General features: G+C 65.9%; 19 protein-coding genes. 17 read left to right on the top strand and 2 right to left on the bottom strand.

The window, feature by feature from the left end:
- The 16 genes from murD to nrdR all read left to right on the top strand — a co-directional run bounded on the left by murD (nt 1) and on the right by nrdR (nt 18283).
- Nucleotides 1-1545, top strand: a complete 1545-nt coding sequence (gene murD, locus ACSLGO_RS13265) for a UDP-N-acetylmuramoyl-L-alanine--D-glutamate ligase (protein WP_436401288.1) — start codon at nt 1-3, stop codon at nt 1543-1545.
- A complete protein-coding gene (ftsW, locus tag ACSLGO_RS13260) occupies nt 1546-2898 on the top strand; it encodes a putative lipid II flippase FtsW (RefSeq protein ID WP_091605653.1) in 1353 nt (450 codons plus the stop codon). It begins immediately after the preceding gene.
- Complete coding sequence (gene murG, locus ACSLGO_RS13255; protein WP_436401275.1) at nt 2895-4004, top strand: undecaprenyldiphospho-muramoylpentapeptide beta-N-acetylglucosaminyltransferase; 1110 nt, start codon at nt 2895-2897, stop codon at nt 4002-4004. The genes ftsW and murG overlap by 4 nt, the downstream gene beginning before the upstream one ends.
- On the top strand, nt 4001-5419 hold the full coding sequence (gene murC / locus ACSLGO_RS13250; RefSeq protein ID WP_277664769.1) for a UDP-N-acetylmuramate--L-alanine ligase: 1419 nt from the start codon (nt 4001-4003) through the stop codon (nt 5417-5419). Before murG ends, murC begins: the two co-directional genes overlap by 4 nt.
- Nucleotides 5409-6410, top strand: coding sequence for a cell division protein FtsQ/DivIB (locus ACSLGO_RS13245; protein WP_436401274.1), 1002 nt, complete (start codon nt 5409-5411; stop codon nt 6408-6410). Before murC ends, ACSLGO_RS13245 begins: the two co-directional genes overlap by 11 nt.
- Before the next feature lie 216 nt (nt 6411-6626).
- Complete coding sequence (gene ftsZ, locus ACSLGO_RS13240) at nt 6627-7793, top strand: cell division protein FtsZ (protein ID WP_091605641.1); 1167 nt, start codon at nt 6627-6629, stop codon at nt 7791-7793.
- A 31-nt stretch (nt 7794-7824) separates the two neighbouring features.
- Complete coding sequence (locus ACSLGO_RS13235) at nt 7825-8526, top strand: polyphenol oxidase family protein (protein WP_091605638.1); 702 nt, start codon at nt 7825-7827, stop codon at nt 8524-8526.
- Between the two features lie 41 nt (nt 8527-8567).
- Nucleotides 8568-9305: a YggS family pyridoxal phosphate-dependent enzyme gene (locus ACSLGO_RS13230; RefSeq protein WP_091605635.1), complete on the top strand. Its 738-nt coding sequence runs from the start codon at nt 8568-8570 to the stop codon at nt 9303-9305.
- Between the two features lie 83 nt (nt 9306-9388).
- Complete coding sequence (locus ACSLGO_RS13225; RefSeq protein WP_436401273.1) at nt 9389-9922, top strand: cell division protein SepF; 534 nt, start codon at nt 9389-9391, stop codon at nt 9920-9922.
- Nucleotides 9923-9982: 60 nt separating this feature from the next.
- The gene (locus ACSLGO_RS13220) at nt 9983-10276 is read left to right on the top strand and encodes a YggT family protein (protein WP_091605629.1); all 294 of its coding nucleotides are present in this window, start codon (nt 9983-9985) and stop codon (nt 10274-10276) included.
- Nucleotides 10277-10424: 148 nt separating this feature from the next.
- Nucleotides 10425-11084, top strand: coding sequence for a DivIVA domain-containing protein (locus ACSLGO_RS13215; protein WP_091605626.1), 660 nt, complete (start codon nt 10425-10427; stop codon nt 11082-11084).
- A 170-nt stretch (nt 11085-11254) separates the two neighbouring features.
- Complete coding sequence (lspA, locus tag ACSLGO_RS13210; protein ID WP_263128790.1) at nt 11255-11824, top strand: signal peptidase II; 570 nt, start codon at nt 11255-11257, stop codon at nt 11822-11824.
- Nucleotides 11817-12752: an RluA family pseudouridine synthase gene (locus ACSLGO_RS13205; protein WP_263128791.1), complete on the top strand. Its 936-nt coding sequence runs from the start codon at nt 11817-11819 to the stop codon at nt 12750-12752. The genes lspA and ACSLGO_RS13205 overlap by 8 nt, the downstream gene beginning before the upstream one ends.
- Nucleotides 12753-12779: 27 nt before the next feature.
- A complete protein-coding gene (gene dnaE / locus ACSLGO_RS13200; protein WP_152274295.1) occupies nt 12780-16319 on the top strand; it encodes a DNA polymerase III subunit alpha in 3540 nt (1179 codons plus the stop codon).
- Between the two features lie 13 nt (nt 16320-16332).
- Nucleotides 16333-17694: a histidinol dehydrogenase gene (gene hisD / locus ACSLGO_RS13195; protein WP_436401272.1), complete on the top strand. Its 1362-nt coding sequence runs from the start codon at nt 16333-16335 to the stop codon at nt 17692-17694.
- A gap of 91 nt (nt 17695-17785) precedes the next feature.
- Entirely contained in the window at nt 17786-18283 is a 498-nt protein-coding gene (nrdR, locus tag ACSLGO_RS13190) for a transcriptional regulator NrdR (protein WP_091605618.1), read from the top strand.
- Nucleotides 18284-18366: 83 nt separating this feature from the next.
- Here nrdR and ppgK read toward each other — a convergent pair whose 3' ends face one another.
- Entirely contained in the window at nt 18367-19164 is a 798-nt protein-coding gene (gene ppgK, locus ACSLGO_RS13185) for a polyphosphate--glucose phosphotransferase (protein ID WP_091605615.1), read from the bottom strand.
- Nucleotides 19165-19188: 24 nt separating this feature from the next.
- Nucleotides 19189-20067: a type I methionyl aminopeptidase gene (gene map, locus ACSLGO_RS13180; RefSeq protein ID WP_263128792.1), complete on the bottom strand. Its 879-nt coding sequence runs from the start codon at nt 20065-20067 to the stop codon at nt 19189-19191.
- A 102-nt stretch (nt 20068-20169) separates the two neighbouring features.
- Between map and ACSLGO_RS13175 the strand changes: the two genes are divergently transcribed.
- Nucleotides 20170-20334, top strand: coding sequence for an SPOR domain-containing protein (locus ACSLGO_RS13175; RefSeq protein WP_141653674.1), 165 nt, complete (start codon nt 20170-20172; stop codon nt 20332-20334).
- The last annotated feature ends 34 nt before the right edge of the window (nt 20335-20368 follow it).

The following is a 20368-nucleotide window of genomic DNA, read 5'->3' as shown; positions in this document are numbered from 1 at the left end:
ATCGCCTCCGCATCGAACGCTTCGAATCCCCGGCTGGACAGCCTGACCACGTGGGACTCCAATTGGAAGGGCCTGCGGGTCCTGGTAGCGGGAATCGGCCTGTCCGGGTTCTCGGCAGCGGACACCCTGATTGAGCTTGGTGCCCGCGTGGTCGTCGTGGACGGCGCCGACTCCGAGGAAAACAGGGGCAAGGCAGACACGCTGAAGATCGTCGGCGCCGCGGATGTCCGCCTGGGTGCCGGAGCCATGGACGGGCTCTCGACGGTCGACGGCGAACAGCCCGAACTCGTGGTCACCTCACCCGGGCTCCGGCCCACGCATCCCGTCCTCGCGGCAGCCGCGGACGCCGGGATTCCGATCTGGGGCGACGTTGAGCTGGCCTGGCGGGTGCGCATCCGCGAGGGCCGCCCCACGGCTCCCTGGCTGGCCATTACCGGCACCAACGGCAAGACCACCACGGTGGGCATGACCGAGTCCATGCTGCGCGCAGCCGGACTCCGGGCCATTGCCGCAGGCAACGTGGGCACACCGATCCTGGACGCCATCCGCGACCCGCAGGGCTGGGACGCGATCGCCGTCGAACTCTCAAGTTTCCAGCTGCACTGGACCCATACGGTGTCGCCGCTGGCCAGCGTCTGCCTGAACATCGCAGAAGACCACGTGGACTGGCACGGCAGCTATGACGCCTACCGGTCGGACAAGGCGAAGGTTTACGCCAACACCCAGGTTGCCTGCATCTACAACGCTGAACAGGCCGAGACCGAGCGCATGGTCGAAGACGCGGACGTGGTGGAGGGATGCCGTGCGGTGGGCTTCACCACCGGCACTCCGGCGATCAGCATGGTGGGAATAGTCGAAGGGCTCCTGGTGGACCGCGCCTTCATCGAGGAACGCCGCAATGCCGCCGCCGAACTGGCGTCCCTGGACGATCTGGGCGACAGCGCGCCGCGCCACCTCGCCGCTGACGCCCTCGCCGCCGCGGCACTGGTGCGTGCCTTCGGCGTCGAACCGGTTGCGGTGCGCGACGGGCTGCGGAACTATGCCCCGGGCGGGCACCGGATTGAACCGGTGGCCAAGCTCAATGACATCCTCTGGGTCAATGACTCCAAGGCCACCAACCCGCATGCTGCGGCTGCCTCGCTGGCCGCCTTCGGGAGCGTCGTCTGGATTGCCGGCGGGCTGTCCAAGGGCGTCACCTACGACGAGCTGGTCGCCGCCAACGCCAACCGCCTGCGTGCCGTAGTGCTCATCGGTTCCGATTCATCGCAGCTTCGTGCCGCATTGGTCCGACACGCTTCCGATGTGCCGGTAATTGAAGCCCGGCAGGCGGACACTGGAGAGGAAGGAACGCCCACCGGCGAAGCCGTCATGGTCCAGGCCGTGGCCGCAGCGGCCGGCGCGGCACAGGCAGGGGACACGGTCCTCATGGCACCGGCCTCGGCGTCCATGGACCAGTTCCGCTCCTACGCCCACCGGGGCGAGGCCTTCATTGAAGCTGTCCGCGGATACGTGGAAGGGCAGGCGCAGACCACCAAGGAGCCGTAGATGGTGACCACGTCCACGGGCAAGGGCCGCAAGCCGACGGCGCGACGGCGCCCGGCAGGCACACGGCCCGGCCCCTCGGCTGCAGGACCCGCCGGTACAGCCGGCCGAGCCGGCGCCGCCGGAAGTGCGCCCGCCGGTTCAGGTGCCGGAGCGGTCCCGCCGAAGAAACGGGGCCTGCGGCTTGGGGAACGGTTTACGGCCTTCATGGTCCTGCTTGAGGGCAGCGGCTCCAAGGCGACCGGATCCAGCTACTACATGATCCTGGGCACCACGCTCGCGCTGACGGCTATCGGGCTCATGATGGTGCTATCCGCGTCTTCCGTTGAGGCCATCGCCGCCGCCGCGGGGGACGCCGAAGCCGCCACCGAGTTCGATCTCTTCATCAAGCAGCTGATGTTTGCCGCCATCGGCATCGTGCTGATGCTCGGACTCTCGCGGTTTGGTCCGCGCTTCTACCGGGCCATCGCGTGGCTCGCACTCGGCGCCGCAGCCCTCCTGCTGGTCCTGGTGCTCTTCATCGGCGTGGAAGTCAACGGCAACAAGAACTGGCTGGCGTTCGGCCCGGTCACGGGCCAGCCCTCCGAAGCTGCGAAGCTTGCCATGGCGGTCTGGTTCGCCGCCGTGCTCTCCCGCAAGGGGCCCCTCATAGCCGACTGGAAGCATGCCCTGATTCCGGTCCTGCCGGGCGGCGGCCTGCTGATCGGCCTGGTGCTGCTGGGGCATGACCTCGGCACGGTGATCATCATGGGCCTGATCATGCTCGCGGCGCTGTTCTTCGCCGGTGCCCGGCTGAAACTGCTCGGGCTGCTCAGCCTGGCTGCCGGCGCAGCCGCGATCGTTTCCTCGATTGCCAGCGGCAACCGGACCAGCCGCATCAGTGCCTGGCTGCAGCTGGATTGTTCGGCAGGCCTCTGTGACCAGGCCAATGCCGGGATGTACGCCCTGGCCTCGGGCGGCTGGTTCGGCGTCGGCATCGGCCAGAGCCGGCAGAAATGGAACTGGATCCCGGAAGCCCACAATGACTTCATCTTTGCCATCATCGGCGAAGAGTTCGGACTCCTCGGCACCCTGGTGGTGCTGGTGCTGTTCGGTATCCTTGCAGTGGCCACGGTCCGGGTGACCATGCGCCACACGCAGCCGTTCATCCGCATTGTCTGCGGCTGCATCCTCGTCTGGATCATTGGCCAGGCCGCCGTGAACATCGCGATGGTGACCGGGCTGCTTCCCGTGATCGGCGTCCCGCTGCCCTTCATCTCCTACGGCGGTTCGTCCCTGACGTTCACCCTCGCCGCAGTCGGAGTCCTTTTGTCCTTTGCACGCACTATCCCCGAGAGAGAACCAGCAGCTCCATGACGCAGTCCCCACTTTCAGTAGTCCTCGCCGGCGGCGGCACAGCAGGGCACATCAGCCCGCTGCTTGCCATAGCGAACGCCGTGAGACAGCTGCGGCCCGATGCCCGCATCAAAGTGGTGGGCACTTCCGCGGGCATGGAAACCCGGCTGGTTCCGGCAGCGGGCTATGAGCTGGCCGTCATCGACCGCGTCCCCATGCCCCGCCGGCCCAGTGGCGACCTCGCTCGCCTTCCCGCGCGTCTGGCCCGCGCGGTGCGGCAGGCAGGGGAGATCCTGGACGCCGCAGCGGCCGACGTCGTTCTGGGCGTGGGAGGTTACGTGTCCACTCCCGTGTACCTGGCCGCCCGTAAGCGCCGGATCCCCGTGGTGGTGCATGAGGCCAACGCCCGTCCGGGGCTGGCCAACCGGGTGGGGGCCAAGAACGCGGCGGTCGTGGGAGTCGCCTTTGAAGAGACCAAACTTGCAGGTGCCCGCTGGGTGGGCATGCCCATGCGCCGGGAAATCTCCGGACTTGACCGCGATGCGGCCCGGCATGATGCCCGTGCGGCGCTGGGGCTGGAACAGGACCTGCCCACGCTGGTAGTGACTGGAGGTTCCTCCGGTGCTGCGAGCATCAACGCCGCTGTCACCGCCGCCCTCCCCGAACTGGCCGCCGCAGGCATCCAGACCCTTCACGTCACCGGCCGCGGAAAGGCGGCCGCAGATGCCGAGGGCAAGGCCCTGACCGCCCCGCTGTACCGTCAGGTCGAATACGTAGACGGCATGGAACTGGCCTACGCCGCCGCGGACCTGTTGCTGGCCCGCTCCGGCGCCGGAACGGTCAGCGAAATCTCCGCCGTCGGCCTTCCGGCCGTGCTGGTTCCGCTGCCGCACGGGAACGGCGAACAGGCGCTGAACGCGGCCGGGCTGGTCGATGCCGGCGGCGCACTGCTGGTGCGGGACTCGCAGTTCACCCCCGAGTGGATCAGGGAGAACATTATTCCGCTGCTGAAGGATCCCCAGGCGCTGAAGACCATGGCGGAGGCATCCGCCGCACGCGGCATCCGCGACGCGGACACCCGAATGGCTGAGCTCATTGTTGAGGCAGCGGAACGGAAAGACTCATGAGCACCCCGATGCTTGAAGACCTTGGCCGGGTCCACTTCATTGGCCTCGGCGGAGCCGGCATGTCCGCCGTCGCCCGTGTCATGCTCGGACGCGGCGTTCGGGTTTCCGGATCGGATGCCCGCGACTCCGCCGGCCTGCGTGCCCTTGAGGCACTGGGAGCCGACGTGCATGTGGGCCATGACGCAGCCAACATCGCCGGTGCGCGCACCGTGGTTGTTTCCACGGCCATCCGTGCCGACAACCCCGAGCTCGCGGCAGCCGAAGCCGCCGGCATCCGTGTCCTCCACCGTTCCGAGGCACTGGCTGCCGCAATGGAGGGCCGGGAGGTGGTTGCCGTCGCCGGTACGCACGGCAAGACCACGACGACGGCGATGATCACCGTCCTGCTCCGCGAAGCCGGACTTGATCCTTCCTTTGCCATCGGCGGCGATGTCGCGGCACTCGGCGTCAACGCTGCTGCCGGTTCGGGGCAGATGTTCGTTGCCGAAGCCGACGAGTCGGACGGTTCGTTCCTGAACTACTCACCCCGCATTTCCGTCATAACCAACGTCGAGGCGGACCACCTGGACCACTACGGCACAGCCGAGGCGGTCTTTGCCTCCTTTGACCGTTTTGTTGAACTGCTGCCCGAAGACGGCGTCCTGGTTGCCTGCGCGGATGATCCCGGCGTGCGTGACCTGCTGGCGCGGAACGTGGGATCACCGGTTCGCACCTACGGGTACTCCGCGGACGCGGACGTCCGCATCTCAGGGACCGAGTCGGATGGGCGCCGGAGCGCCAGCACGCTGCACTTCCGCCACGACCACCGGGACCGCGAGCAACGGCTGGAGCTGCAGGTGCCGGGCCGGCACAACGTGCTCAACGCCGCTGCCGCCTTCACCGTCGCGCTGGCCCTGGGGGTTGACCCGGATGCGGCCGCACGCGGCCTGGGTACCTTCTCTGGAGCGGCGCGCCGCTTCGAACCCAAGGGCGAGGCCCGCGGAGTGCGCGTCTTCGATGACTATGCCCACCACCCGACCGAGGTGGCGGCGGCCCTGCAGGCAGCGCGGGCCGTTGCCGGCAGCCATGCCGTCCATGTCCTTTTCCAGCCGCACCTGTTCAGCCGGACCCGCAACTTCGCGGCCGAGTTCGCACAGGCACTCGATCTGGCAGATTCGGTCACCGTCCTGCCCATCTATCCCGCCCGGGAGGACCCTATTCCGGGTGTCACCTCGGAACTGATCACCGCACGCCTGAAGACGCCATCCGCCGTGGCCTCCGACGCCGGCACCGCCGTCCGGGAGATTGCCGGCCGGGCGGTCTCCGGGGACATCGTGCTGACGGTTGGCGCCGGCGACGTGACCCAGTACGGATCCGCGCTGGTAGCGGCCCTGGGAAGCCACGATTCCGGGGGGAGCGGCCCGGATGCCGGGTAGGAAACCCCGCCGTTCGCCGGCGGCAGCCACCGGACCCCGCGTATCCAGCCCGGGCACGCACCCCGACCGTGCCCAGCCAGCGCGCAGCGCAGCCAATTCCGCCAAGGTTGAAGTCCTCGGCGCGCGGGACGCACAGATTCACGAGATCCGTCCGGGTGCCTCGGGACATCCGGACACCGTCATCTCCGCGACACGGGATGCCTTCGACGAGCCCGGGCTTTCCGGCACGGACGGAGGAACGGAGCCGGACGGGACTGCCGGGCAGCCCGAGGCCAGCGTCCTGGCTTTCCCCGAACCACCCGCCCGCCGGCGCCGGCGATACGTCCTGGTGGGCTCGGGAATTGCTGCAGTGCTGCTTGCGGCGCTGTTCTTCGTGGTGTTTTTCTCACCGGCGCTGGCCCTGAAGAACCTCCGGGTGGAAGGCAATACACTGCTGGCCACGCAGGAAGCCGAAGCCGCACTGTCTCCGCTGCTGGGCACCCCGCTGGCCCTCATCTCGGACTCCGACGCGGGAGCACTGCTGCGAGACCGGCCGGAGGTCGAGTCGGTGAAGGTGACCGCTGTGCCGCCGTCGGACCTGGTGGTCACGGTCACCGAACGGGTTCCGGTGGCAGTGCTGCAGAACGGCAGCGAGTTCCTGCTCATCGATGAGCAGGGCCGCCAGCTCAAGTCCGTGGGGGAGAGGGGCCAGGCAGCACTGCCGCTGATTGACGGCGGCACGGAAGCGGTCAATAGTTCCGTCTTCCCGACGGTTACCGCGGTGCTGGCCGCCCTTCCGCCGAAGGTGCTGGGAATGCTGGACCACGCATCGGCGCAGACGGTGGACTCGGTGGAGCTCAAGCTCACCGGCGGGCAGACGGTATTCTGGGGAAGCGCGGATGCGAACGCGGCGAAGGCCAGGGCACTTGAGGCCCTGCTGCTGATGCCTCCAGCTGACCCGCCGGTTTCGGTGTTTGATGTGAGCACCCCGAACCGGCCGGTGACCCGGTGAGCTTCGAGCCGCAAAACACCCGTGAAGTTTCTGACCGACACGCGCGGAACGGTAATTGCGGAAGCATCCGGCGCCCCATAGCGTCGTGGTTAGAGCAGTACTTGACATAACTATAACCCTCAAGTCGAGGGTTAAGGTTGTTCGGTTGAAGGTTTTGGCCGGGGCAGACCCGGCCGCATTGATCAGTTGCACAGATTCGAACAAGGGACACAGGACGTGGCAGCACCGCAGAATTACTTGGCCGTCATCAAGGTCGTCGGCATCGGCGGCGGCGGCGTGAATGCCGTAAACCGAATGATCGACGTCGGACTCCGCGGAGTCGAATTCATTGCCATCAATACAGATGCCCAGGCGCTGCTGATGAGCGACGCCGACGTGAAGCTTGACGTCGGACGTGAACTGACCCGCGGCCTGGGCGCCGGAGCCGATCCCGAGGTGGGCCGCAAGGCTGCAGAGGACCACGCCGAGGAAATCGAAGAGGTGCTGCGCGGAGCGGACATGGTCTTCGTGACCGCAGGCGAGGGCGGCGGCACCGGCACCGGCGGTGCACCCGTCGTGGCCCGGATCGCCCGTTCCCTCGGCGCCCTGACCATCGGCGTGGTGACGCGTCCCTTCACCTTCGAAGGCCGCCGCCGCTCCAACCAGGCTGAATCCGGCATCGATACCCTGCGGGACGAAGTCGATACCCTGATCGTCATCCCGAACGACCGCCTGCTGTCGATCAGCGACCGCAACGTCTCGATGCTGGACGCCTTCCGTTCCGCGGACCAGGTGCTGCTGTCCGGTGTTCAGGGCATCACCGACCTGATCACCACCCCCGGCCTGATCAACCTCGACTTCGCCGACGTGAAGTCCGTGATGCAGGGCGCAGGCTCCGCACTGATGGGCATTGGTTCCGCCCGCGGCGAGGACCGAGCAGTGAAGGCAGCCGAGCTGGCTATCGCCTCCCCGCTGCTCGAAGCCTCCATTGACGGTGCACACGGCGTCCTGCTGTCCATCCAGGGCGGCTCCGACCTCGGCCTGTTCGAGATCAACGAAGCCGCGCGCCTGGTGCAGGAAGTCGCCCACCCGGAGGCCAACATCATCTTCGGCGCCGTCATTGACGATGCGCTGGGAGATGAGGCCCGCGTGACCGTGATCGCCGCCGGCTTCGACCAGGTGGATGTCACCTCGCAGCCCGCTTCGGCCAAGCCTGCTGAGCAGCCGCTCACCTCTCCGGCCGCAGCTGCCGCTGCTGCCGGCACGGGGAACTCGGCCTGGGCCCAGCGCCCGCAGACCGTACCTGCCGATGCCGGGTTCGACGTCGACCTGCCCGCCGTGGTGGAGCCCGACCTCAGCGCGGGGCGCCAGGACGACCTGGACGTTCCTGATTTCCTCAAGTAAGACCAGTACGGGCGCGGGGTTGTCTGATCGTATGTTTTGGTGGGAAGGGCAGGGCCCTGCGGGGTTCCGTGTAGCTTTCACCGATACATCGGCGGGCAACCTCGCGCTGCATGTCGGGGATGATCCCGCCGAAGTGCGCCGGCGCAGGTCCCTGCTGGAACAGCGGATGGACGTGCAGCCGGAGTCGCTGCGGTTCATGGAACAGGTCCACTCAGCAGACGTGGCCCTGGTGCATGGCCTTCCCGCGGCAGGGGAGGTCCCGGTGGCGGATGCACTCCTCAGCCCGGACGGCTCCGCCCCGCTGGCCGTTATGGTAGCCGACTGCCTGCCGGTGGTTTTTGCCGGGATGGGGCCGGACGGCGCGGTCAGTGCGGCAGCACACGCGGGCCGGCGCGGCCTGCTGGACGGCATCCTGACACATACGGTCACTGCCCTCCGCGACGCCGGCGCCACCGGAATCCAGGCGTGGATCGGCCCCGCGGTGTGCGGCAAATGCTACGAGGTTCCGGAAGAAATGCTCGGACAGGCAGCCCACCTTCCCGGCGCGTCTTCCAGGACCAGCTGGGGGACACCGGCGCTGGACCTGCCTGCAGCAGCCCGCAACCAGCTGCTGTCGCAGGATGTATCCGTCCAGATGGTCCCCGGATGCACCATGGAAGAACCGCGGCTCTTCTCCCACCGCCGGGATGCCCCCACGGGCCGGTTCGCCGGACTCATCTGGCAGCCCCGGTGACCCGGCCCGGCCCAACGGAATACAGCACCATCGAGGAAGCAATGAGCACCACCACTGACCGTGCAGCAGACCTGCAGCGCCGCCTCGAGCGGGTCCGGCACCGCATCGCCGCAGCGGCCCTAGGCCGCACTGAACCGGAACTCATCGTTGTCACGAAGTACTTTCCGGCTTCCGACGTCGCCCTGCTGGCGGGGCTCGGAGTGCGGGACGTGGGCGAGAACAAGGCCCAGGAAGCCGAGGCCAAGGCCGCAGAGCTGGCTGGATCAGATCTGCGCTGGCACTTCATTGGGCAGCTGCAGACCAATAAGGCCAAATCAGTGGTCCGGTACGCCTCCGCTGTGCACTCCGTGGACCGGCCCGGGCTTGTGGCGGCACTGGGCAAGGCAATGGCCGCCGAGAACCGCCGGCGCACCGAAGCGGGAGAGCCGGAAAGGGCGCCGCTGGACTGCTACCTGCAGCTCGATCTGCGCGCCGGGGAGGACCTCGAGCCCGGCCGCGGCGGGGCCCGCCCCGCGGACATGCTGGAGCTCGCTGCGGCGGTCTCAGCAGATCCCGGGCTGTCCCTTGCCGGACTCATGGCCGTTGCGCCGCTCGGCGGGGATCCGGCAGAGGCCTTTGGGCGCCTCCAGGAACTCTCCGCCGATCTCACGGCCCGCTATCCGCAGGCTGCGGGTATCTCCGCCGGCATGAGCCAGGACCTCGAAGCCGCAGTGGCGCACGGCGCGACACACCTGCGGATTGGCTCGGATGTTCTCGGTCCCCGCCCCGCTGTGGGGTAGCGTCAAAGACGGCAGGGGTAACACTGCAAAATCACTGGGTACCACTGGATAACGCGGGACGCTGAAGGACTGAAGGAGCAACCATGGCTGGCGCAATGCGCAGGACGATGATCTACCTTGGGCTCGCCGATGGCGATGAGCTTTACGAGGACGAGCAGAAGCCTGTCCGCGAGGCACCCGCCAGGGAAGAGGAACGGGCACCGGAAAACGAGCGGCAGGACCGCGAGCCGGCAGCGCCGTCCCAGCCCGAGCGCAAGACCGCGGCGGAGGAATACCGTGCTCCGGTAACTCCCATCAAGCGTGCCCCCTCATCGGCAAAGGAAGACGTGGCAGGTTTGCGGCAAATCACTACTGTCCATCCCCGTTCCTACAATGACGCCAAGATCATCGGCGAGAGTTTCCGCGACGGGATTCCGGTCATCATGAACGTCACCGACATGGGAGAAGCGGACGCCAAGCGCCTCGTGGACTTCTCCGCGGGACTTGTGTTCGGGTTGCGCGGTACCATCGAACGGGTGACCAACAAGGTCTTCCTGCTCTCGCCGTCCTACGTCGAGGTGCTGGGGGATGACAAGAAGGTCAGCGAGTCCCAGTCCACTTTCTTCAACCAGAGCTAGCCGCCGCCCCTCCGGGGCGGAGCGGGCAGCCGTTCTCCTACGGCGGAAACGACAACACGCGTGAGTATTATTTTTGCCCTGCTGTACCTGGTGCTGATGCTCTTTCAGCTCGCCCTGATCCTGCGCATCGTTTATGACGCGGTGCAGATGTTTGCCCGTCAGTGGCGTCCCAAGGGGGCCGCACTGGTCCTGGCTACCGCGGTTTACGGGGCTACGGACCCTCCCATCCGGGCATTGAGGCGGATTATTCCGCCGCTGCGCCTGGGAGGGATCTCCCTTGACCTGGCGTTCCTGCTGCTGTTCATCGTGGTAAGCATTGCCATGCAGATCGTGTGGGCAGCAGCCGTTCGCTAGGCAGGCGAGGCGTTGGTTCGATATCGGTTCGCAAAAGATATAATGTGAAAATTATATTGAAATGATCCCTGATTTTATGTTCTAGATTCTGTAACTAGGCTCACTGCCCAAGGGCAGGCCGGCCTGATAACCAGTATGAGGTGACCAGATGGCCCTGACGCCAGAAGATGTAGTCAATAAGCGGTTCCAGCCGACTAAGTTCCGTGAAGGCTACGACCAGGATGAGGTGGATGACTTCCTCGACGAAATCGTCGTGGAACTCCGCCGGCTGAATGCCGAGAACGAGGACCTGCGCCGGCAGCTCGCCGAGGCAGTGGCTGACGCTCCTGCTGGCAACCAGGTTCCCGCCCCGGTTTCTGCGGCTGCAAAGACCGAGCAGGTGTCCCAGCCTGTCAAGGAAGAGAAGAAGCCCGAGCCGGCTCCGGCACCGAAGGCCGAAGAGCCCAAGGCCGAAGCTCCCCGCGCCGCCGAGCCCGCCGCCTCCGCCAACACGGCCGAGTCCGCCGCAGGCATCCTGGCCATGGCCCAGAAGATGCACGACGATTACGTCAGCGCCGGCGTTGAGCAGCGCGACAAGATCATTGCCGAGGCACAGATCGAAGCCAGCGGACTGGTCACCGAAGCACAGGAGAAGAGCCGCAAGATTCTCAGCTCCCTCGAACAGCAGAAAGCACTGCTGGAGCGCAAGGTGGAGCAGCTGCGCGGCTTCGAGCGGGATTACCGCTCCCGCCTCAAGGCGTACATCGAAGGCCAGCTGCGTGACCTCGACTCCCGCGGCTCGGTAGCCTCGGAGACCGCGGACGCTTAAAGCGCGTACAGCTAGTCGTTTCCGCCTGGACGGATATGAATCAGGATTAGACTGGTGACAGAGACATGGGCCGGTGGCCGGGATCTCCCGGCCACCGGCCCATGCTGTTGCACCGCCTGTTCAGAACCGGCCATTCCCGGCAACTGTTCCGTCCGACTCCCGAAAGCACCATGACTGATTCAAGCTCGGCTCCAGCCCCCCAGCCCCAGCCGCCCGCGCGGCCCAAAGCAGCCCTGACGCGCTATGCCCTGGTCATGGCGCTCGTCGCATTCGCCGCCTGGGTTTTTGACCAGCTCACCAAGATCTGGGTAGTTGCCACGATGACCGAGGGACAGGTCACGGACGTCCTGCCGCCCCTGCTGCGCTGGCACTTCATTCGGAACCCCGGAGCGGCGTTCTCCATCGGGACCGACTACACCTGGATCTTCACCATCATCATGGTCCTGGTATCCGGCTTCCTCATCTACCTGATGTTCAGGCTGCGTTCTGCCGCCTGGTCCGTCGCCCTGGGACTCGTGCTTGGCGGGGCCGTGGGGAACCTCACCGACCGGCTGTTCCGGGAACCCTCATTCGGCCAGGGCCACGTGGTGGACTTCATCGCTTTCCCCAACTTTGCCATCTTCAACATCGCGGATTCCTGCGTTGTCTCGGGCGTCATCCTGGTGTGCCTGCTGACTCTTCGCGGCATCAACATGGACGGAACCCGTGCATCCGCAGGCAAGGACAGCACTGATGCCTGAAATCCATGAACGCTTCACCATCGGGGAGGAACACCAGGGGGTCCGTGCAGACGCCGCTCTGGCCGAACTGCTGGATGTCTCCCGCTCCACCGCCGCCGGCTGGTGTGCCGAGGGCTGGCTTACCCGGGGCGGACGGCCGCTGGCAAAGTCTGACCGGCTGCATGCCGGTGACAGCGTGGCCGCGGACGTCCCTGAACAGCCGGACCCGCTGGCCGTCGTCGTTGAGCCTGTAGAGGATCTCAGGATCCTTGGCGACGACGAGCACTTCGTGGTGATTGACAAGCCGGTTGGCGTGGCCGCCCATCCCTCTCCCGGCTGGGTTGGGCCCACCGTCGTGGGCGCTCTGGCTGCCGCAGGCTACCGGATCTCCACCTCCGGGGCGGGGGAGCGGCAGGGCATTGTCCACCGGCTCGACGTCGGAACCTCCGGCGTCATGGTGGTCGCCAAGACTGAACATGCCTACACCCTCCTGAAGCAGGCCTTCCGCGACCGCACCGTGGAAAAGGAATACCACGCGCTGGTCCAGGGCCTGCCGGACCCGCTGGAGGGCACCATCGATGCCCCGATCGGCCGCCACCCGGGGCACGACTGGCGGTTCGCCGTCGTCGATGAGGGCCGGAACTCCGTGACGCACTACAAGGTGCTGGAGGCCTTCGGCCGTGCCTCCCTGGTGGAAGTCCACCTGGAGACGGGCCGGACCCACCAGATCCGCGTGCACTTCTCCGCCCTGCGCCATCCGTGCGCCGGGGACCTGACCTATGGCGCGGACCCGCGTTTGGCAGCGGAGCTGGGACTGACCCGGCAATGGCTGCATGCCCGGAAGCTTGGTTTCACCCATCCCGGCACCGGGGAATGGGTCGAGTACACCTCCGACTACCCCCAGGACCTGCAGTACGCACTCGACGCGCTGGCCCGCGGAGATATCTGAGTCTTCGGCGGCGCCTAGAATGGTTAGGTGGCTTCAGCAACTGGTACGTCTAAATCGTTTGTCCACCTTCACAATCACACCGAATACTCGATGCTGGACGGGGCAGCGCGCCTGACCGACCTGTTCAGCCACGCCGATGAGCTGGGCATGAATGCCCTGGCCACCACGGACCATGGGTTCGTCTTCGGTGCGTTCGACTTTTGGAACAAGGCACGGAACTCCGGCATCAAGCCGATCATCGGCGTCGAGGCCTACCTGACGCCGGGCACCGCCCGTCAGGACAAGACCCGTGTGAAGTGGGGCGGCGGCGGACGCGACGACGTCTCGGGTGCCGGTGCCTACACCCACATGACCATGTGGGCCGAGAGCACGGAAGGCATGCACAACCTCTTCCGGATGTCTTCGCTGGCCTCGCTGGAAGGGTACCTCTACAAGCCGCGCATGGACCGGGACCTGCTGCAGACCTACGGCAAGGGCCTGATCGCCACCACCGGCTGTCCGTCCGGCGAAGTGCAGACGAAGCTGCGCCTGGGACTCTACAACGAAGCCAAGCAGGCGGCGTCGGACTTCCGGGACATCTTCGGCAAGGAAAACTTCTTCTGTGAACTCATGGACCACGGGCTGGACATCGAGCGCAGCGTCCAGGCTGACCTGATCAAGCTGGCACGCGAACTGGACCTGCCGCTGGTAGCCACCAATGACCTCCACTACACGCACGCCGAGGACGCCAAGGCGCACGCCGCGCTGCTGTGCGTGCAGTCCGGTTCCACCCTTGCCGACCCCAAGCGGTTCAAGTTCGACGCCGACGAGTTCTACCTCAAGTCCCCGGCGGAAATGCGGGCCATGTTCCGCGACTACCCCGACGCCTGCGACAACACCCTGCTTATTGCCGAGCGCTGCGACGTCGAGTTCAACACCAAAGCCAGCTACATGCCGCGCTTCCCCTGCCCGCCGGGGGAGAACGAGGAATCCTGGTTCGTCAAGGAAGTCGAAACCGGGCTGCAGTACCGTTTCCCGAACGGCATCCCGGACGACGTCCGCAAGCAGGCGGAATACGAAATCGGCATCATCACCCAGATGGGCTTCCCGGGCTATTTCCTGGTGGTTGCCGACTTCATCAACTGGGCCAAGAACAACGGCATCCGCGTGGGTCCGGGCCGTGGCTCCGGTGCAGGTTCGATGGTCGCGTACGCCATGCGCATCACCGACCTGAATCCCCTGGCGCACGGTCTGATCTTCGAACGGTTCCTCAACCCGGACCGTGTGTCAATGCCTGACTTCGACGTCGACTTCGATGATCGGCGCCGCTCCGAGGTGATCCACTACGTCACCGAGAAGTACGGCGCGGACCGGGTGTCCATGATCGTCACCTACGGCACCATCAAGGCCAAGCAGGCGCTGAAGGACTCCTCCCGCGTCATGGGCTACCCCTTCTCCGTCGGTGAACGCCTCACCAAGGCAATGCCGCCGGACGTCATGGGCAAGGGCATCTCCCTGACCGACGTCCACAACAAGGAAGCCAAGCGCTACGGCGAAGCCGAAGAGCTGCGCGAGCTGCTGGCCACCGATCCGGATTCCCAGCGCGTCTTTGAAACCGCGATCGGACTGGAAGGGCTGAAGCGCCAGTGGGGCGTGCACGCCGCCGGCGTCATCATGTCGTCGCATCCGCTGATCGACATCATCCCGATCATGAAGCGGGAGCAGGACGGCCAGATCATCACGCAGTTCGACTACCCGACCTGCGAAGGCCTCGGCCTGATCAAGATGGACTTCCTCGGCCTGCGGAACCTGACCATCATTTCGGACGCGATTGAGAACATAAAGCTCAACAAGGACGTAGACCTCGACCTTGAGAAGCTGGAGCTCGATGACAAGGAGTCCTACGAACTCCTGGCCCGCGGTGACACCCTGGGCGTGTTCCAGCTCGACGGCGGGCCCATGCGGTCCCTGCTGAAACTGATGCGCCCGGATAACTTCGAAGACATTTCCGCTGTTATCGCGCTGTACCGGCCAGGCCCCATGGGCGCGAACTCGCACACCAACTACGCCCTGCGCAAGACCGGCGTCCAGGAGATCACTCCGATCCACCCCGAGCTGGAAGAACCGCTCAAGGAGATCCTGGACACGACCTATGGCCTGATCGTCTACCAGGAACAGGTAATGGCGATCGCCCAGAAGGTGGCCGGCTTCTCGCTCGGCCAGGCAGACATCCTCCGCCGTGCCATGGGCAAGAAGAAGAAGTCCGAGCTGGACAAGCAGTACGCAGGCTTCCACGGCGGCATGGTGGAGCGCGGATACTCGGAGGCTGCCATCAAGGCCCTCTGGGACATCCTGCTCCCGTTCTCCGACTACGCCTTCAACAAGGCACACTCCGCCGCGTACGGACTGGTCTCCTACTGGACCGCGTTCCTGAAGGCGCACTATCCCACCGAATACATGGCAGCCCTGCTCACTTCCGTGGGTGATGACAAGGACAAGCTGGCCATGTACCTGAACGAATGCCGCAAGATGGGCATTACGGTGCTGCCGCCGGACGTCAACGAGTCCTCGGTGAACTTCACCCCGGTGGGCAAGGACATCCGCTTTGGCATGGGCGCCATCCGCAACGTTGGCACCAACGTGGTCCAGGCGATGGTGGGTGCCCGGGAGGAAAAGGGCGCTTACACCAACTTCAAGGATTTCCTGATGAAGGTTCCTGCCGTTGTCTGCAACAAGCGCACCATCGAATCGCTGATCAAGGCCGGCGCCTTCGACTCGATGGGCCACGCCCGGCGTCCGCTGGCCATGATCCACGAAGAAGCCATCGACTCCGTGGTGGTGCTCAAACGCAACGAGGCAGTCGGCCAGTTCGACCTGTTCGCGGGCATGGGGGAGTCCGAGCCGGAAGATTCAATCTCCATCGATATCCCGGACCTCCCCGAGTGGGAGAAGAAGGACAAACTGTCCTTCGAACGGGACATGCTGGGCCTGTACGTCTCCGACCACCCGCTCCAGGGCCTGGAAGGAATCCTCAGCCAGCACGCGGACTCCTCCATCACCTCGATCGTCAGCGAGGAAGGCCCGCCGGACGGATCGATCGTGACCATCGCCGGCATGATCACCTCGCTGCAGCGCCGCATCGCCAAGAACAGCGGCAACGCCTACGCCCGCTGCGAGATTGAGGACCTCGCCGGTTCCATGGAAGTCATGTTCTTCGGCCAGGTCTACGGCCCCATCGCCGCCGTGCTGGCAGAGGACCTGATCGTCGTCGTACGCGGACGCCTGCAGCGGCGCGATGACGGCGCGGTGACGCTCAACGCCCAGGAACTGACTGTCCCGGACCTCAGCGAGGGCCATTCCGGTCCGGTGGTGATTTCGATGGCCACCTACAAGGCCACCGAAACCGTAGTGACCCAGCTCGGTGACGTGCTGCGGACCCATCCCGGAACCTCCGAGGTACAGATCCGGCTCAACGGCAACCGCACTGTCGAAGTCATGAAACTCGGCGTGGACCTTCGGGTGAACCCCACGCCGTCCCTCTTCGGTGACCTCAAGGTGCTGCTGGGACCGGCGTGCCTGGATGCCTAGGTAGAATGGGGCTGTGACTTTCTCCGCAGCTGAACAAACCGGCCAGCCCTTTGCCTCCCTGCGTACCATCGACCTGCGCGGCAGGACCCATACTCCTGCGCAGCTGAAGACAGTGATGCCGCGGGCGGAAACCACTACCGACGTGGCTTCCGACGCGGTTGCAGCCATCATCGCGGATGTCCGCTCCCGCGGGTTCGCCGCCCTGTCGGAGCTGGCGGGAAAGTTCGACGGCGTACGCCAGGACCATCCGCGGGTTCCGCGCGAGGCACTCATCGAGGCCCTGGAGAACCTGGACCCCGCCGTCCGCTCCGGACTCGAGGAATCGATCCGCCGTGCCCGGATGTTCGCGGCCGCCCAGCGCCCGGCCGACGTCGAGGTGGACATTGCGGACGGCGCGAAGGTCACCCACCGGTGGGTTCCGGTCAACCGGGTAGGCCTCTACGTTCCGGGCGGACTGGCCGTATACCCGTCCTCCGTTGTCATGAACGTGGTGCCGGCCCAGGCTGCGGGGGTGGCTTCACTCGCCCTGACGTCTCCGCCGCAGAAGGAATTCGGCGGCCTTCCCCACCCCACCATCCTCGCGGCAGCCGAGCTGCTGGGTATTGAAGAGGTCTACGCCATGGGCGGTGCCCAGGCGATCGCTGCCCTCGCCTACGGCATCGAGGAAAGCGAAGCCGGCCCTGCGCTGGAACCGGTGGACGTGGTCACCGGTCCCGGCAACGTCTTTGTGGCAACGGCCAAGCGCCTGGTCAAAGGCGTAGTCGGCATTGATGCTGAAGCCGGACCCACCGAGATTGCGGTCCTCGCCGATTCGGCAGCCGAACCGAAGTTCGTGGCCGCGGATCTCATCAGCCAGGCCGAGCACGACCCCAATGCCGCGTCCGTGCTGGTGACGGACTCACCGGAACTCGCTGAAGCGGTCCGGACCGAACTGGACGTCCAGGTCCCGGCCACCAAGCACACCGAGCGTGTTCGCACGGCACTGGCCGGCGCGCAGTCCGCCGTCGTCCTGGTGGATTCGCTGGCGGACGGCATTGCCGTCTGCAATGCCTACGGTGCCGAGCACCTTGAAATCCATACCGCGGACGCAAATGCAGTGGCCGGACGGGTCACGAATGCCGGGGCGATTTTCGTGGGCAGCTACAGCCCGGTGAGCCTGGGAGACTACTGCTCCGGGTCCAACCATGTGCTTCCCACCGCCGGAACGTCGGCATTCTCCTCCGGACTCAACGTCACCACCTTCATGCGCGCCATCCAGGTGATCGACTACGGCCGGAACGCCCTGGAGGAAGTCAGCGGGCACGTCGTCGCACTCTCGCGTGCGGAGGACCTGCCGGCCCACGGCGACTCCGTGAGCATCCGCTTCGCCGAATAGCAGCTCCCTGCCCGGCCGGCGGCGAGCCGGCGGAGCGGGGACCTAGAATGAGGGCGTCAAGCCCGCCGCCCGCGTGTGAAAGGACCGATGAATGTACTGTCCGTATTGCCGCAACGCCGATTCGCGGGTTGTGGACAGCCGCCTGGCTGACGACGGGTCCGCGATTCGCCGCCGCCGGCAGTGTCCCGAATGCGGACGCCGGTTCAGCACCGTGGAGACAACCAGCCTGAGCGTCATCAAGCGCTCCGGCGTGGCCGAGCCGTTCAGCCGCAGCAAGGTCATCAACGGGGCACGGAAAGCCTGCCAGGGCCGTCCCGTCAGCGAGGATGACCTGGCCCTGCTCGCCCAGGAGGTGGAGGAAACCATCCGGGCATCCGGCGTCGCGGAGATCCAGGCCCACGAGGTGGGGCTGGCCATCCTGCAGCCGCTGCAGAAGCTGGACCAGGTGGCGTACCTGCGCTTCGCCAGCGTGTACCAGTCCTTCGACTCGCTGGAGGACTTCGAAACGGCGATCGCCGCGCTGCGCGCCGAGTCCGCCCGCGCCGGCGGAGTTCCGGCCGGCGCCCAGCGGCCGCTCACCGCCCAGTAGGCGCCCCCTTCATCGACATAGCAGAAAGTGCCCGTTAGAACGTTCTAACGGGCACTTTCTGCGATCTCGATTGAGGGGAGGAGCTACTTGATGTACTTGAAGTGCAGGGCGGCCTGCAGTGCGGCCCCGACGATTCCCGCGTTGTTCTTCAGGTTGGCCGTGACCATGGGGGTGCGCAGGTCCAGCAGGGGGAGGAAGTCCTCGCTGCGCTTGGAGATGCCGCCGCCGATCACGAACAGGTCGGGGGAGAAGAGGAACTCGACGTGGGAGAAGTAGCGCTGCAGGCGCTTGGCGTACTCTTCCCAGCTGATGTCGTCGCGTTCGCGTGCGGAGGCGGACGCTTTGGTTTCGGCGTCAACGCCGTCGACTTCCAGGTGCCCCAGTTCGGCGTTGGGCACCAGCGCGCCGTTGGAGATCAGTGCCGATCCGATCCCGGTGCCGAGGGTGATGACCAGCACCGTGCCGTCTACGCCTCGTCCTGCGCCGTAGCGTGCTTCAGCCAGGCCGGCGGCATCGGCGTCGTTCATGACCTGCACTTCGCGGTTCAGCGCCTTGGTCAGGAGGGCGTCGACGTCGGTGTCCACCCAGCTCTTGTCCACGTTGGCCGCGGAACGGGCCACGCCGTGCTGGATGATGGCCGGGAAGGTTACGCCAACGGGAACCTCAGGGCCCGGCCCGTCCGGGCGGGCGGAGAGTTCGGCGACGATCTGGCCGACGACGCCGGCAACGGCCTCCGGGGTGGCAGGCTGCGGCGTCGGGATGCGGAAGCGCTCACCGATGAGCTTGCCCTTGGCGAGGTCGACAATGCCGCCCTTGATGCCCGTGCCGCCGATGTCGATGCCAATGACGGCGTCGTGCTTGTTCTTATGCTTCTTGGCCATGGTTCTCCAGTGCTAGGCGGTGCCCTAGGGCAGGGTCAGGATTTCGGCGCCGTCATCGGTGACGAGCAGGGTGTGTTCAAACTGGGCGGTTCGCTTGCGGTCCTTCGTGACCACGGTCCAGTTGTCTTCCCACATGTCCCACTCAATGGTCCCGAGAGTGAGCATAGGCTCAATGGTAAACACCATTCCGGTTTCGATGAGGCGGCTGTAGGCCGGTGCGGCGTCGTAATGCGGGATTATCAGCCCGGTGTGGAAGGCCTCTCCCACACCGTGTCCGGTGAAGTCACGGACCACACCGTAGCCGAAGCGCCGGGCATATGACTCGATGGCGCGGCCGATCACGTTGATTTCCCGTCCGGGCATCACCGCCTTGATGGCGCGCCGGAGCGATTCGGAGGTGCGTTCAACCAGGAGCCGGGACTCTTCGTCCACGTTGCCGGCGAGGAAGGTGTAGTTGGTGTCGCCGTGCACCCCGTTGATGTACGCGGTGATGTCCACGTTGACGATGTCCCCGTCCTGGATGACGGTGCTGTCCGGGATGCCGTGGCAGATGACCTCGTTGATGGAGGTGCAGATTGACTTGGGGAAGTGCCGGTAGCCCAGTGTGGACGGGTAGGCGTTGTGGTCCAGCAGGAATTCATGGGCAACCCGGTCCAGCTCATCGGTGGTGACGCCGGGTTCAATGCGGGTACCGACCTCAACGATGGCCTGGGCCGCGATGCGGCTGGCGACGCGGATCTTCTCGATGGTTTCCGCGGACTTCACTTCCGAGCCGGTGAATTTTGCGGGTGCATCCCTGTCCACGTATTCGGGGCGGGCTATCGACGCCGGCACGTGCCGGCGGGGAGAGACCGTTCCCGGCTGCAGGCGGCCAAGGGGTGCGGTGGCAATATTCTGGGGCATACTATCGATCTTATCGCCAGCGTTACGTGCTCCTGCATGGGACGTTGGCTGAACATCCCCGGAGGCCCGCACGGGATCCGGGGCCGAGACTGAGGAGGGCCAATGGCAGAGTACTGGTTCAACGTACAGACCCATGAAGTCGAGGTGGGCCCGCAGTCGGACTGGACGAAGCTGCTGGGGCCGTACCAGACCCGCGAGGAGGCCGCTGCCGCGCTGCAGAAGGTGCAGGCGCGCAACGAGGCGTGGGATAAGCAGGACGACGACTAGGGCCTGAACGGACGGACGGGCGGCTGCGGCCGCC

The organism is Arthrobacter sp. IK3 (genome assembly GCF_051337705.1).
In the GTDB taxonomy this organism is placed as follows: domain Bacteria; phylum Actinomycetota; class Actinomycetes; order Actinomycetales; family Micrococcaceae; genus Arthrobacter_B; species Arthrobacter_B koreensis.
This window is presented reverse-complemented; position numbering and strand designations above follow the sequence as displayed.